The organism is Mucilaginibacter litoreus (genome assembly GCF_042676805.1).
GTDB classification, from domain to species: domain Bacteria; phylum Bacteroidota; class Bacteroidia; order Sphingobacteriales; family Sphingobacteriaceae; genus Mucilaginibacter; species Mucilaginibacter litoreus.
Genome location: NZ_JBHTHZ010000003.1, coordinates 365,747 through 381,708 on the forward strand (window position 1 = coordinate 365,747; position 15,962 = coordinate 381,708).

General features: G+C 41.8%; 9 protein-coding genes. 1 reads left to right on the plus strand and 8 read right to left on the minus strand.

Going from position 1 to position 15,962, the window contains the following annotated elements; translation table 11 throughout:
- Position 1 precedes the first annotated feature (1 nt).
- The 8 genes from ACFQZX_RS07625 to ACFQZX_RS07660 form a co-directional block, all read right to left on the minus strand.
- Positions 2–262: a hypothetical protein gene (locus tag ACFQZX_RS07625; protein ID WP_377113318.1), complete on the minus strand. Its 261-nt coding sequence runs from the start codon at positions 260–262 to the stop codon at positions 2–4.
- Positions 255–1,028 carry a 5'/3'-nucleotidase SurE gene (surE, locus tag ACFQZX_RS07630; protein ID WP_377113320.1) on the minus strand — a complete coding sequence of 258 codons (774 nt, stop codon included), beginning with the start codon at positions 1,026–1,028 and terminating at the stop codon, positions 255–257. Before surE ends, ACFQZX_RS07625 begins: the two co-directional genes overlap by 8 nt.
- 102 nt (positions 1,029–1,130) lie before the next feature.
- Positions 1,131–3,683, minus strand: coding sequence for a hypothetical protein (locus tag ACFQZX_RS07635; RefSeq protein ID WP_377113322.1), 2,553 nt, complete (start codon positions 3,681–3,683; stop codon positions 1,131–1,133).
- A 30-nt stretch (positions 3,684–3,713) separates the two neighbouring features.
- Positions 3,714–3,971, minus strand: a complete 258-nt coding sequence (locus ACFQZX_RS07640; protein ID WP_377113324.1) for a hypothetical protein — start codon at positions 3,969–3,971, stop codon at positions 3,714–3,716.
- A gap of 232 nt (positions 3,972–4,203) precedes the next feature.
- On the minus strand, positions 4,204–4,863 hold the full coding sequence (locus ACFQZX_RS07645; RefSeq protein WP_377113327.1) for a response regulator transcription factor: 660 nt from the start codon (positions 4,861–4,863) through the stop codon (positions 4,204–4,206).
- Entirely contained in the window at positions 4,860–5,564 is a 705-nt protein-coding gene (locus tag ACFQZX_RS07650) for a sensor histidine kinase (protein WP_377113329.1), read from the minus strand. The genes ACFQZX_RS07645 and ACFQZX_RS07650 overlap by 4 nt, the downstream gene beginning before the upstream one ends.
- 74 nt (positions 5,565–5,638) lie before the next feature.
- Positions 5,639–6,133: a hypothetical protein gene (locus ACFQZX_RS07655; RefSeq protein WP_377113331.1), complete on the minus strand. Its 495-nt coding sequence runs from the start codon at positions 6,131–6,133 to the stop codon at positions 5,639–5,641.
- A gap of 219 nt (positions 6,134–6,352) precedes the next feature.
- Positions 6,353–6,739, minus strand: coding sequence for a hypothetical protein (locus ACFQZX_RS07660; RefSeq protein WP_377113333.1), 387 nt, complete (start codon positions 6,737–6,739; stop codon positions 6,353–6,355).
- 243 nt (positions 6,740–6,982) lie between these two features.
- Between ACFQZX_RS07660 and ACFQZX_RS07665 the strand changes: the two genes are divergently transcribed.
- The gene (locus ACFQZX_RS07665) at positions 6,983–15,928 is read left to right on the plus strand and encodes a gliding motility-associated C-terminal domain-containing protein (RefSeq protein ID WP_377113335.1); all 8,946 of its coding nucleotides are present in this window, start codon (positions 6,983–6,985) and stop codon (positions 15,926–15,928) included.
- Positions 15,929–15,962 lie beyond the last annotated feature (34 nt).

A 15,962-nucleotide genomic window follows, 5' to 3' on the forward strand; every position in this document is an offset into this window, starting at 1 on the left:
CTTAATGCATCTTAAAAATCACAAGCAACAACATGCAAATAAATGTAGAGATCATGATACCACGTGATGTTTGATCAAGGTGTTTGCGTGCAGCATAACGTAGCATCAGTAAATTCAATAAAATTGCTATTAAATATGGAATAGCAGGTTTGTTCATGATTATCGCATCATCCTTTAAAAATAAGGCAAATATCAGCCACAATATCAGCGGCGGAATGCAACCTAATAAAAGCCCGATAAGGATAGTATTTCGCCTAAACATTAAAATTCCAGCTATTTAAAACAGGTATGGCATGGTGTGCGGTCATATCAAACTGCGTTGGCACAACAGATGCGTAGCCATGTTCAAGCGCCCAAACGTCAGTATCTTCGCCGTTATCATTGTTTTGGAAAACGCCTGTGAGCCAGTAGTATGGGCGTTCGTGTGGATCAACCCTCTCGTCAAATTCTTCTGCCCACTTAGCATTTGCCTGGCGGCAAATCTTTATGCCCTTTATTTTATCGCCTGCCGGAAAGTTAACATTTAGCACTGTGCCAACAGGTAGGCTATGCGTTAAAACCTGTAAGGCTATTTCTTTTACAAACTTTATGCATGGGTAAAAGTTTGCTTGCATGGTATAATCATCTAATGAAAAGCCGATAGAGGGTATGCTTTCTATGGCGCCTTCTACTGCTGCAGACATTGTGCCCGAATACAGCACATTTATAGAGTTATTAAGGCCGTGGTTAATGCCCGAAACACAAAGATCGGGCTTATTCCCCTTAAATACCGAATTAACCGCCAGTTTAACACAATCTACGGGAGTGCCACTGCAACGATAGGTCTCAATATCTTCGTAAAGCTCAATTTTATCTAACCGCAGTGGTTTGCCTATAGTAATAGCATGCCCCATGCCAGACTGTGGGCTATCTGGCGCTACTACCACTACCCGGCCTATATCTTTCATTGCATGCATTAGAGCCTTAATGCCGGGTGCAGTTATGCCATCGTCATTTACAACAAGTATATTGGGTTTTTTGGGTTTCATCCGGGCAAAAATAGGCATTAAAACACAAAGCCACCTTAGATTTTATCACCACACTGAATATAAAGCATTTAAGCAATTTATAGCCGATAAGGAAGAGATTAATTATTTAATTACAAGCTGCGCAGTTATAAAAGTATCTTTTGCTAAGCCCATTTCGCGCATTAGCTTAGCATGATCATATTGGCATTGCTTGTAAAGCTGCGGGTAAATATTAGCAACCTGAGTAATGTTTAATATTGTACGTAAAGTTATAACTTTTGAAAAAGTATACTGATCAGCAATTTGCATAAAGGTTTTAACATCCTCTATTATAGGTGCGTACTTTTTTAAATGTAACGCTACTTTTATGCGTAACGCATAAAAAACGGTAAGCATGAAATCTGTAAATGTGTTTGCGCTATTCTTGTATAAAGCGTTAAGCTCATTATATATATTTACAAGCTCTTTGGTTTTGCCCAATTTGAAATAACTATCTGCGGCTATTATTTTCATGAAAAAATAATAGCCATGCGTAGCTGTAGGTTCGAGCGTTTTATAATTTTTAGTGAGTACATCTATAAAGCGCAGTATCTTTATAGAATTCTGGCAAATTAACAGCGTATGCCCTGCTAAAAGATAAAGCATGTCATTTGATGCATTGTTATCAAAAAAATTCCCTTCAAGCGGCGGATTAAAAATAAACCTTGTAATGTTTCTAACTGCCTCTTTTTTTATCTCTCCGTTTTTTAGATAGCTATAAATAGTTTCGATGCAGTATAACGGGTTAATAGCAAACTGATTATAATTCTCTGGAGTAAAACCGCGCAGTTTAACTAAATGGGCTTCAAGCTGTAGCAGATTAAGGCTTAAAATATCAACCATGCTAAGGGCTGTGTGTATCAATATTTGCTTACGCGTTGCCAGATTGAATTTTAATAAAGTATACAGCGTTTTTTTATAGTGCACATTAATAAACTCCAGCCCGAAAAAGTAGTTAAAAAGCTCACGGCTGCAATCCTGCTTAAAGTATTGGATAAGCGACTCTGATTTATTTGTGGCGTTGCATTCCTGATCGAGCAAATCGCCCATGAAAATTATCAGATCAGATTTTTCGCTTGGTGTAAGTTGGGTGGAAGATATCAGATCAAAACTTTTTTGCTGGCCTGCTTTTATGGCATAAATTATACACCATTTTAATACAGGCAATTTACGGTTGTTATTAATAAATAATGTGTTTATGTTATTAATCAGCACCTTATCAAAGGTGCGGTTGTTTTTATCAAGTAGAAATTTTGCTATAGTATATTCTAAAAAGTTATTAGTAGTAAATTGTATGGAAGTATTATAGTTAAGACCAGTGCTGTTATTGATTTCCCTTATAAAACCAATGCTTAGCAATTCGTTATAAGCATGATGATATTGCTTGATTAAACCGTTGACCTTAATTTTAGATACCTCATACTGCCCCTTTACTATATCCATATTCTCTACAACGCCGGTTAGCAGCAGCAATTTTTCGGCACTATGGGTACCCATATAAATCTTATTTAGTATAAACGTTGAAACCAACTCATATATACATGCATGGTTGATGTCGTTCAGGGTAAAATTATCTTTACGCTGTTTATAGTAAAACTGAAAGTATAATGGATGACTAAAATTTATGGCAATATCTGATGAAACATTGTAATGCAGTGCAGGGTTGATGCTTAATACTAACTCTCTTATTTCCTGGGTATTGAAAAGGGGGACATTTATTGCCCAGTTGTCATCGGTAATAAAAGCCTTATGCCATTTAATATTATCGTTATCAAACTCATGGCGGTTGTTTATCCAGGTAGCGGCACGCATGGTTAAAATAACTTTAAACCACGATACAGACTGGTATAACGAAAGAACATCAGTTAGCTGGTTAAGCAGTAACCTAAACTGCTCAGGTTTGTATACATGCTCATCAAAATCATCAATGATCAGAAAAAAGTTGCCTCCAGTTTTATGCTGCCTGTCAAACAAAGTTGTAATATCTTCATTTGAGGTATAGCCAAGCAGTGCCAAAAGCCAATGGTTTAAATCCTGCCCGCTTAAAAAAGCATTCATTAAAGCGTTGGTACTAAAAAACAATATGATATCATTTGTTATTGCCTGGCTATTCAATGCCTGTCTTTCTTCTACCCAATGGCAAAGAGCTACAGTTTTGCCATATCCTGCAGGGGCAGAGATCAGAGTAGCTATACAGTCGCTGTTTAAAAAATCGTTAAGATGTAAATCAATGAAATTTCTCTTTATAGTTTGCGCATATGGGATACCGGATTTATTACGCAAAACCTGAAGAGTAAAATTAGTTATTTTACGGGCATTTATTTTCAGCGCATCCCAGTTTGTTTGCTTTTGCGCTGTGCCGCTGATCAGGCTATCTTTTTTCAGGCAAAAGTCTTCCCAACCTTGGTAGTTGCAATACCTTGCCATAACATCTATAGTAAACAATGATGGTTTGAATTTGCTGTAAGCAAAACCATACATGCGTTTTAAAGTAGTCTCGCTGATACTATGTTTAGTTTTATTAAATATATCTGCTGCAATTAATTTACAATCGGCTGGGGTAATGTTTTGTATCCCCGATTTAGTAAGAACCTCTTTTTTTAATAAATCGTAGTATTGAGGTAAAAATGATAGCATACGCAATACTTATCTGTTTGTATTTATCTGTTATGAAATAACTAATTGGATACATTGACGTACGGTTAAGTCCTTTGATACATCCCCCTTCGCAATTCTTCTCCCTGTATTATATTCTTCTGCAACTATACTCAGCTTTTCTTCTAATTGCCTGCATAAGTCCTCATTATCATAACCAAAAGCATGAAGTGCTGTATTAGTTGTAAGATTATATGAACCTGTCACCGGCATGCCGCTTGTTTTTAAAATATCGTATTTTACTTGGTTGCTGATAAATACTATATCCATGCTGATAAATTACAAATGATTAATTTATACGTAAATATAGCTTTTGGGTTACCCCGAAAAATTGTACACCTTTTAGGAATGTGACTGGTTTTTTATCTTTGGTTAATTTTTGGTTTTAATGTATCCTTTTAAGGATGATAATAATAGCAAAAATTAAATATTTAACTCAAAGTATTTAATAAATAACAGTTGCGTACTTTTCCGTAATTTTAAAATTGCGGAAAAGTACGTATCATAAAGAGAGGTCTATCAAGTGATGTTTGATGGCAAATAAAACCAGGCCAGCAACGTTACGGCATTTAATTTTATTAATCAAACTGGTACGATAACCTTCTATTGTGCGGGCGCTTAAAAAAAGTTCTTTGGCTATTTCTTCGTTATTCATCTCCCTACAGATCATTTGCAAAATTTGTATCTCACGATTAGAAAGCGGTACTGGTAACTCAAGCAAGTCTGAATTTACAGGATGGTGGCCGCCATTATTACGAAAGGCTTTGATAATCTCGTTATTGAAATAGAAGCCATTTTTATATACAGCCTCTATTGTTTCTATCAGCTCATCTTTGTCGCAGTTTTTTATCAGGTATGATGCTGCCCCTGCATTTATTACTCTTGTAATCAGCATTTCATTCACATGAACCGTCAGGATAATTACTTTAATATCCGGGTAATGTTTATGAAGATACTTATTAAGGTCTATGCCATTCATATTAGGCATATCCATGTCAACAATAGCTATATCTACTTTGTATTTAGCATGGTTTAATGTGTCAATAAACTTTTGGCCATCGGTACATTCTGCAATAAGATTGAAGTTTTCGACCGAGTTAACAAGCAAGGCCAAACTTTGCCTGAAGAGGTTCTGATCATCAATTATGGCTATATTGATCACTTGAATTTAATATTTGTTAGAGGATATTCTATTTTGATACCAAAACCGTTACTTGTATTCGCTACAAGGGAGTAGGTAGCATTAATATTAAGTAAACGACTTTCAATATTTTGCATACCCATACCTTTTTTTAAGGTAACCTGATCAACAGGTATACCTTTACCGTTATCGGTATAATTAACGCACAGCACATTATCATTAGTAGTGAACGCAATAGCAGCAGCGCTTGCCCCGGAGTGTTTAATAGTGTTGTTTATCAACTCTTCTAAAACACGGTAAAAAGCTGTTGAGGTTGAGAGGGCAAGTTGTTCCACTACGTTTTCAGCCTGATTGTCTAAAGTAATTTTCAGCTTACCCGACTGGTTGATGATTGTACAGTGTTCGGTAACGGCGGCCGTAAGGCCATAATAACGTAAAGTGGTTGGCGACAAATTATGGGATATGTTGCGAACATCTTTGACTATCTTGTCAATAATAGCCTTGCTTGACTGACTAAACTCCAGGTATTTTTTATCATCGTGCATTGCGGGTTTAAACATTTCTATCAGCAAGCGTAAGCCGGATATAGTTGTACCAACATCATCATGCAGATCCTGCCCGATCCGTTTACGTTCGGCTTCCTGAGATTCAATTATAGCATGCAGCAACTCTTTTTGGTGAGCTATTTGCGCCTGATGAAACGCCTGCTTTTGCTTAAGCATCCTATTTTGGCTGCGAACGGAATAGAGAATGAAAGCAGAGACTAATAAAAAAGTCCCTACCATAGCTAATACTATTAATATGTAGATGTTATCGTTTGTGGTTTGCATTTATAAAATCCAACGGCAAATAAAATATATTCAAACATTAAAATAGTATCATGCACATACCAAACAAAATTGTTTATCGATCTGCTGGCATGAAGCAAATGATTGGTAAAAATAAACATAGCAAGCCCGCTGGAGTAGTAAATAAGAATGCCTGAATTTATCCAGTTATTTTTGTTATCGCCCCAGCTTTGCTCGTCACTGTTCTGTTTTAATATAAAGGTTATAGCAAAACCTATAATCATTATGGCCTCAAGAGGCCTGGTATAGGTGTTAAACTCGTATCCGTTTTGTATAAACAGATAATTTATTATAACCAATATCCCAAACAAAAACATCAATACATAAATTATTTTCCGAATATTTTCTCTATAAAATGTAGCATAAAATGCCGCTATAAACGCAAATTCAAAAATGGTGTAAATATTGAAGATAGTTATAGAGGTGAATCCATAATTAATCATTATAAGGTTTATGGTATTGACTATTGAAGAAAAAACTACAAACCAATTAATGATTTTAAAGGCAGCAGGTAAATAACGATATAAAGCAAAGCCAATTATTATAGGTATAAGCGCACTGGATGGTACGATATACATAGTATATATATTAAACATTAACAGGGATTATTACAGGCTTTAAATATATTAAAGCCTGTAAACATAAACCCTATATTTTTTAAATTATGGGCAAGCAGGAGGGCAGGCGTTTGTTAAATCGTATACGTTGCTCTGATCCGGGTTCGCATCTCCATCTGCTTCATCAATTTCTTCAGAGGAGGTGTCCGTACCGGTTTGTGCTGTAAGGGTGCGCACTTCTTTACCGTTAACTACTGGTATGAACATCAGTTTAGCGCTTAGCGGATCGGCCGCGTTCTCAAGGCCAATGTATATTCTCACGCTTTCGGCGTCGGGGTTATATTTTAAAAGATTTTGAAAACTAATAATCGGCGTCAAAAAAGATTGCGCAATAAAATCTGGGTTATTACTGTTTAAGAATGATTGCCAGTTAGCTATCATGGTTTCGGCATCTTTTACAGGTATGGTGCCGGCAGGATCATTTGTGTTCATTATTTTGATTATAAAGTCAGGTTATTTAAGAGCTTGTAAAAATTAGAATATTAACTTAAAACGTCCTAATTTAAATAAAGCGAAATGCTTGTATTGGGCGAAAATTTATAATGAACAAAATGAACGAAATATGGATTTGTGAACAGTGTGAAAATGCATTCATATAAGTGAACAAACTGCTTTCATCCAATTAAATATGCATCTACGTAATTAGGGGTAACATTATTACCTAATACTGTATGCATGAAAACCTCTACCTTTTTTAGCAGAACCGTAATTGTCTTATTACTGCTGCTTTTCTGTTCTACATTAAAGATCTATGCACAGCGCAATTTTGCTACAACACAGCGTAATGGCCGTAGTAGTGTTCTTTGCCTTGGATGTGTGGTTAACAATCCAAACAATGCCATAGATGGCAATTTGCAAACCTACTCAACGCTTAATGTAGCGGTGGGCGTTGATGCATCTACCTACCAGGAATTGATATTTCCGGGTGCTAAGGTTGCTGCCAACACACCTGCTACCATAAAGTTGGGGACTGGTGACAACTTGCTGGACGTAGCACTGCTTGGCCGTATAACCATTCGCGCGTATAATGGCAGTACTCCTGTTGGCAGTGCGCTATCGGCAACTACCCTTGTCAGTACGTTAAGTAACAACAACCAGGTACAGTTATCTATTACGCCGGCACAAACCTATGACCGTGTAAGAGTAACTCTTGACGGAGGGCTGGTTGGCGCCTTGGGTAGCATTTACCTGTATGATGCATTTTATAATGGCAATGCCAACGTAGCCTGTAACGATGCTTATGATGAGTTACACGGTGTATCTGCAGGCTTGCTCAACTTAGGGCTTGATGTTGGCGGGGTAGAAAATCCGCAGAATGCAATTGATGGTAATATCAATACTGCCTCAACTTTAAATGCGGGAATAGCAGCAGTTGGGTCTTATGCACAACAAACTATTATATACGAAAGACTTTCTACCATTGGCGATTCGGTAAGGCTTACGTTATCAATTCCACAGGCTTTGATAGATGCCGGAGTATTAGCCAACATATCAATTTCTACTTATAATGGTAATTTAAGTAATAATGATGCAGTGTCATTTAATTCGGCGCTTGTAAACCTCCGTTTGCTCGATTTAACTGCTAACCGCCGAAAGGTTACGGTTACTTATGCACCGGCTAAGATATTTGACAGGGTACAATTGCGCTTGGGTGGAGGCATTGCCAGTGTTTTGTCATCCTTAAATTTATACGAAGCAGAAAAATTAATACCCCGCCCGTTAGTTAGGTATAATAACATAGTTACCGATAATGCAAATATTTGCTTGGGCAGTGCAGTAACACTTACTGTTACAGCTACGCCAAATACAACCTATAACTGGTATACACAGCAGGAAGGTGGTTCGCCTGTTCATACAGGCGCTTCCTATTCACCTGGTGTATTACCGGCAACCACTACCTATTATGTAGCAGCAATGCGTGCCGGATGTACAGATGAATCAGAAAGGACGGGGATAAGAGTTACCGTTAACCCTATACCTGCGGCCCCAATAGTTGCCAAAAATAACATAACTGTTTGCCCCGGTGGTATAGTAACCTTTACAGCTACTCCGGTTACAGGTGTAACAATCAACTGGTATGCTACAGAAACAGGTGGCACTGTGTTAGGTACAGGGAACAGTTTTACTACCCCTGTAATTAATGCAACAAGTAATTTTTATGCAGAAGCCGTTACAGGTAACACCTGTGCAAGCCCTGCACGAACAATGGTGACGGCAACCTTGAGCACATTACCTGCTATACCGGCGCTTACCTTGAATAATCCAACCATTTGCGATGGCGACGTAGCTGTACTGTCAGTTGCATCGCCGGTTGCAGGGCAAACCTATAATTGGTACAGTACAACTACCGGAGGCGCCATACTTTATACGGGCATAAACTTCACTACCCCTGTGCTGCATAGCAATGCCAACTATTATGTAGAAGCAGTTAATGCAACCGGTTGCCCAAGTACAGCAAGGGCGCAGGCTATAGTAACTGTATCGGCAATACCGGCAAGCCCGGTACTGGCAGCAAATAATTCCACTATTACAGCCGGCCAAACCGCTACTATAAATGTTACTAATGCACAAACCGGTATCACTTACAGATGGTATACATCTGCCAATGCATCAACGGCAGTGCATACGGGTAATAGTTATACCACTCCGCAGTTGTATACTAATGCAACGTATTTTGTAGAAGCTGTTAATGCAGCAGGCTGCTTGTCGGCTAACCGCACAGCTATTAGCATAAATGTTAATATTAACAACAATTCGCCATGTACGTTTGCCAACACACAAAACACAAATGTAAATGGCATATGTATAGGCTGCAGCATTGAAAACAATGCATTGGCTACCGATGCTGATACCACTACGGCATCAACTATACATGTTATAGCCGGGTTGATCGGTGGTTATGCAGAGCAAAATCTTGTTTTTCAACAACCGGGTTTTACTGGCGATACTGTTAAACTGGTATTGCATACGCCGGTTGGCCTTGCAGATGCAAATGTGGCAGGGCGCATATCTGTAGCGCTGTACAACAGTACTACACAGGTTGCCCGTTATGGTTTAGATAATGGTATTGTTAAACTGAGGTTATTAGGGGGTAGTAACAGGTATGCAGTATATGTGCCCGCGACAGCTGCCTATGACAGGGTACAGGTACGCCTGGAATCAGGAGCGGCAAGTTTAGTTACAGCTTTGGATGTTTGTTATGCCATACAGCAATATTCAAGACCGGTATTTGCCAATAACTCACCTGAGATATGCAGCGGTAGCCCGGCAACATTAACTATTACATCGCCTTCCAATGGCTCTTTCAGATGGTTTAGTACACCAACTGGTGGTACTTCATCTATAACAGGCGCTACATATACAACCGGTAATTTAACATCAAATACTACTTATTATGTTGAATACAACCGTGGTACATGTGTTAGCCCGGTAAGGTATCCGATTACAGTAACCGTTAACAATCCGCCTGCAAGGCCAACAGTAGTGCCGCCAAACTCAACTATTACGGCTGGCCAAACTGCTACGTTTAAGGCAACTGCTGCAGACGGCGCCATTGTAAAGTGGTATGAAACAGCCACCGGAGGTACAACTGTGTTTACCGGAACAACCTTTACAACACCTGCCTTATCAGCAAATAAAACATATTATGCCGAGGCGGTACTGGGTGATTGCCCCTCACCGGAGCGCACTGCTGTACAGGTTACTGTTAACCCGGTTATAGTGCCTGATGTTACCGTTGCCCCGCCAACACAAGCGGTTAATCCGGGTGCATCGGCAACGCTGGTGGCATCATCAACCACACCTAATGTAACCTTTAACTGGTATACCCAGCCTACAGGCGGCCAGGTAGTTTATACAGGTGCAAATTTCAATACACCTCCGGTATTTAACCCGGTAACTTATTATGCCGAAGCTGTCTCGTCAACAGGGGTAAGGTCTGCCACACGGGCACAGGGAAGCATAACTGTTAACGCTGTGTCTGATGATCCTGTACCTTGCGATGCAGCTATAGCGCAAACCAATACTGTTGGCGGCGGATTGTTATGTGCGCTTTGTAGTATCAGCAACGCAAACGGTGCAATTGACAATAACCGCAATACATTTTCGCAATTAAGCGTACCTGTTGGCATAGCCGGTGGTTATGCCCAGCAAACGCTAAGGTTTGCCAATACCGGCCGTGCAGGCGACAGCATTCTGGTAGATTTTGGTATACCGGGCAGCCTGGCCAATGTTGGTGTATTATCACAAATAAGCCTGGCTACCTATAATGGCAGTACCTACAATAACGACAGGGGTGCGATCAACACTTCTTTCATAACCATCAGGCTTTTAGATGGCACCAGCCGTTTCCGCGTTGCCATAAGGGCTGATAAAGATTTTGACCGGGTAGAAATCAGATTGAATTCTGGATTGGCAGGTGTATTAACCGCCCTGAACGTTTATGATGCGGCTCAGGAGGTTGCTGCTCCGGTAATAAGTGCGGCAAATGTTACCACATGTGCTGGTACGCAAGCTACCTTGGCCGCGACAGTGCCCGATCATGTAACTGTAAAATGGTATACTACCTCAAGTGGCGGTACACCAGTTGCTACCGGTGTTACCTTTAATACGCCTGTTTTAACATCAACAAAAACTTATTATGCCGAAGCAAGCCGCACGGCTGACGGTTGTACACAAACGGTACGCACACCGGTAACTGTAAATGTTACGCCAACGCCTGCAGCCCCGGTGGTTAATACACCTACTGTAACCGTATGCTCTGGCCAGCCGGCAACTTTTACTGCTAATAATGTTGCGGGAGTAACTTTTGCATGGTATACTACACCAACAGGCGGTACACCTGTGTTTACCGGCAATCCGTTTACTACTGCGGCACTGAACGCCTCTGCTACTTATTATGTAGAAGCACAAGGTGCAGGTGCCTGCGAAAGCTCTACACGTACACAGGTTACTGCCAACGTTACACAAACACCCCTTGTGCCAACAGTACAGCAAAGCACCGTACAAACATGCTCGGGCTCTGTTGCCACACTTACAGCAAACTCTACCCAAACAGGCGTAACCTTCAGGTGGTATACTAACGCAACCGGCGGTACACCGGTGCATACGGGCGCAACCTTTACCACGCCAGAGCTTACTGCCGACAGATCATACTATGTTGAAGCAGCATCAGGCGATTGCGTTAGTGCCACAAGGGCAAGGGTTGATGTAGATGTAACTCCTACACCAGCAAATCCAACCGTAACAATAAACCCTGCAGGTGGCCAGGTCACTTCCGGGCAAAAAGCAACGCTTACTGCAACATCTACAACTGCAGGAGCAATATTTAAATGGTATACTTCTGCTACAGGCGGAACGGCTATTTATACAGGTGCAACGTTCACCACACCAGCGCTTACATCAACCACTACCTATTATGTAGAGGCTGTATTAACTGCTACCGGTTGTACCAGCGTTGCACGTACATCTGTAACAGTTACCGTTAACCCAATATTTTCAACTTCATGCGATTTTGCATCAACACAATTAAATGATGTGAACGGAGGCCTGCTATGTGTTGGTTGTGCTGTAGCAAATGAAAACGCCGCGATAGACGCGGATACTACAACAGCAAGCAGCCTGAATTTACCTGTGGCTGTTTTAGGCTCGTATGTGAGCCAGACACTGATATTTAGTGACAGTGGCCTTGCCGGCGATAGTGTTACTATCAAGATCGGCGCACCGTCTACATTACTGGCAGCCGGAGTACTTGGTCGTATACAGGTTGCATCTTATAACGGCAATACCTATAATGGTGATCGTGTTGATATAAGCAGCAGCACTATCAGCCTGAGGTTACTGGGGGGTAACACAATAGCGGTTATTCGTTTTGCTCCGGGCGCTGCCTATGATCGCGTTGAAGTAAGGCTGAACAGCGCAGTTTCTGTATTCAATTCACTAAATGTTTATTATGCAAGCAAGCAGGTAGATGCACCAACGGTAACAGCTTCTACCATTAATATATGTTCAGGCAGTAAGGCAACATTTACCGTAAGTAACCCAAGGCCTGGTGTAACTTATACATGGTATACATCTGCCACTGGTAGTGATGTTGCAGGTACAGGTAATACCTTCACTACTGATGCTCTTAATGCAACAACTACTTATTATGTTGGCAGCAGCCGTACATCAAACTCATGTGCTAATCCTAACCGTGTAGCAGTAACCGCAAACGTTACGGCAACACCGGATAACCCAACCATTACACAAACGGCAAATAGTATCTGTGCAGGTGAAAGTGTTATCCTTAACGTAACAAACGCTAGCGGAGTAACAGTAAGATGGTACAGCGCCGCAACAAACGGAACGCTGTTATTCACAGGTCCAAGTTTCACCGTATCGCCTGTAATTACTACTGATTATTTTGCCGAGATATCTAACGGAACCTGTACAAGCCCCGCCCGTACGCAGGCAACTGTTACCGTTAATCCTATTCCTGCTAAGCCGGGGGTAGATGCTACGGATATACAGATATGTTACAACAGTCCTGCAACGCTTGAGGTAACTAATCCGGAGGCTGGTGTAACTTACAGATGGTACACTGCAACAACCGGTGGTACAGTAGTTTATACAGGTGCAAGCATTACTACTGACGCACTTACACAGAACACCAGTTTCTATGTCGAAGCTTCAAACGCATCGGGCTGTATTAACAGCGGCGGCCGTACCAGGGTAAATGTTTCTGTTACAAGCCAGGTAAGTGCGCCAACACTTAATGCCGCTAATACTGAGGTTTGCAGCGGGGGGACAGTGACCATTAGCGTTAACAATCCTGTTGCTGGGCAGCAGTATAATTTCTATATGGCTGCTACAGGCGGTACACCGGTATTTACAGGTACAAGTTATACGCTGAATAATGTTACTGCCAGCACAAGTCTGTTTGTTGAAGCCGTAAATGGTACTTGTACCAGCTTAACCCGCACGCGTGCAAACATCACTGTACTGCCAGTGCCAAATCCGCCGCAGATACAAGCACCGGCTGGTGGTTTGGTTGCATGCGAGGGCGCTGATTTTACCATCAGCATTGCTGATCCGCAAGCGGATTTAGTTTACAGATGGTACAGTGCATCAACCGGAGGTACATTATTATATACCGGTACAGAGTTTACAACTAATATAAGCGCTACAACAACCTTTTATGTAGAAGCTGCAAGCGCAGGTAATTGTAATTCCTCTGCACGTACCCCTGTTACAGTAACTGTTAGTCCCCAACCTGCCGATCCAACGGTAGCTTCGCCCACAGTAACCGTTTGCGCAGGCAGCAGTGCAACACTAAGCGTGGCCTCACCACAGGCAGGAGTAACCTACAGGTGGTATGATTCGCCGGCACAAACTACAGTATTATTCACAGGGCCAACCTTTGTTACCGACCCAATAAGTGCTACAACTAACTTCTATGTAGCGGCATTTAACATTAACGGCTGCAGCAGTAGCAACATGGCCATGGTTCAGGTAACTGTTTCGGCCGAGCCTTCGGCGCCTGTAATTGAAAACGGTAATACCGTACAAAGCTGTGCAGGCGAGCAGGTAACCCTTAACATTGCCAACCCCGTAAGCGGCTTTACCTACAGGTGGTATACCACAGCAACAGGTGGAACAGCAGTGTTTACAGGCACCAGCTTTACAACCAGTGAATTATCACAAAATACCACTTATTATGCAGAAGCTGTTAACGCCACGGGTTGTGCTTCATCTGCGCGTACAAAAGTAGATATCAATGTTAATGCACTGCCACAAGCGCCTGAAGTAACAGCACAGGGTGGTTCTACCACACCATCGGTATGCGCCGGCAGCGCAGCAACGCTTACAGCCACAAGTACAACAGCTAATGTTACCTTCAGGTGGTATGATGCACAAACCGGCGGCAACTTGTTGTTTACCGGTGCAACTTATACTACACCGGCGCTTACATCAGCCACTACCTACTATGTAGAGGCTGTGAGCAACACGGGCAACTGTATATCAACCACACGTACAGCTATACAGGTTACTATCAATAATTCAACTGCACCGCAGCCACAGGTTGACGCAGCAGGTTTAACCATCTGTCAAAACACATCAGCTACCATTACAATAAGCAACCCTGATGCAGCTACAACCTATAGTTTCTATACATCAGCCGCAGGTGGTAGTCCGGTTTATACAGGCACACAATTTACAACGCCGGTATTAACCGTAAACACTACTTACTATGTAACTGCAAGCAATGCGCAAAGCTGTAACCCATCAGCAAGGTTAGCCGTTAACGTGGTAGTTACACCACAGCCGGCAACACCTATAGTTACAGATGCGACAGTTACCGTATGCGCGGGCAGTCCGGCAACCTTATCGGTATCTTCGCCGCAGCAGGGCATTACCTACAACTGGTATGCTGATGCAGGGCGCACCAATAAACTGTTTACCGGTGCTGTTTTTGTTACCGATGCTATCAACGCGAACACTACATTCTATGTGGAAGCTGCCAATGGCTCATGTACAAGTGCCTCTGTAGCTACAGTTCAGGTAACTGTTGCAACAGCGCCTTCAGCGCCAATGTTGACAGACAATACCTTAAATACCTGCCGCGGAACACAAGCAACACTAAGCATCGCAAATCCGCAGGCTGGGGTTACTTACCGCTGGTTTAATTCATCAACAGGTGGTACGGCGCTATTTACAGGTATAAGCTTTACAACGCCGGTATTAAACGCTAATGCAACTTACTATGCAGAGGCTGTAAATGCTACCGGTTGTCCGTCGGCAACACGTACTTCAGTAACAGTTAATGTTTCTGCCGCCCCTGCTGCACCACAGGTAAGTACCCAAGGGACACGTATATGCCCTAATAACAGTACCGTGTTAACCGCAACCAATAATGGCAGCGTTACTGTCAACTGGTATGCAACAGCAACCGGAGGTACAGCATTGGCAAGCGGGGCTACATTTACTACTCCAGTATTAACTACAACTACTACTTATTATGCTGAAGCTGTAAACAATACAGGATGCCCATCGGCAACGCGCACACCGGTAACGGTTACTATACTTGGCCCGCTGCCGGCTCCGGTAGTAACTGTATTAAATACTACAACCTCAAGCGTAACCTTTACTTATGCAGCCGTGCCTGACGCTGCAGGATACGAGGTAAGCCTTGATAACGGAAGTACATTCACAACTCCGAGCTCAGGCCCAACAGGGCTTACACATATAGTAAGCGGACTTAATCCTAACCAATCTGTAACTATTGTGGTAAGGGCTTTGGGTGCAACCAGTTGCCAGCAAAGTGCAAACTCTGTTGCGGTTACAGGCACTGCAGCTAATCCTTTTGGCGACGGAATATTTGTACCTAATGCCTTTACACCAAACGGTGATGGTAATAATGATGTGCTGTATGTATATGGTAATACTATACAGAAGGTCAACTTCTCTGTATACGATCAGTGGGGGCAGCAGCAATTCAGGTCTACCAATCTTAGCAGTGGATGGGACGGTACTTATAAAGGGCATGCACAGCCGGTTGGAGTGTATGTGTATTACCTGGAAGCTACCCTTAACAATGGGCAGATAGTTAAAAAGAAAGGTACTGTAACCCTGATAAGATAAAAGGCACAATAAACATCACCAATAAACTACTCAC

Coding starts and splice junctions, on each gene's coding strand:
- ACFQZX_RS07625 (WP_377113318.1), bottom strand. CDS start 262: ATGTTTAGGCGAAATACTATCCTTATCGGGCTTTTATTAGGTTGCATT.
- ACFQZX_RS07640 (WP_377113324.1), bottom strand. CDS start 3,971: ATGGATATAGTATTTATCAGCAACCAAGTAAAATACGATATTTTAAAA.
- ACFQZX_RS07655 (WP_377113331.1), bottom strand. CDS start 6,133: ATGATTAATTATGGATTCACCTCTATAACTATCTTCAATATTTACACC.
- ACFQZX_RS07650 (WP_377113329.1), bottom strand. CDS start 5,564: ATGCTTAAGCAAAAGCAGGCGTTTCATCAGGCGCAAATAGCTCACCAA.
- ACFQZX_RS07635 (WP_377113322.1), bottom strand. CDS start 3,683: ATGCTATCATTTTTACCTCAATACTACGATTTATTAAAAAAAGAGGTT.
- surE (WP_377113320.1), bottom strand. CDS start 1,028: ATGAAACCCAAAAAACCCAATATACTTGTTGTAAATGACGATGGCATA.
- ACFQZX_RS07660 (WP_377113333.1), bottom strand. CDS start 6,739: ATGAACACAAATGATCCTGCCGGCACCATACCTGTAAAAGATGCCGAA.
- ACFQZX_RS07665 (WP_377113335.1), top strand. CDS start 6,983: ATGAAAACCTCTACCTTTTTTAGCAGAACCGTAATTGTCTTATTACTG.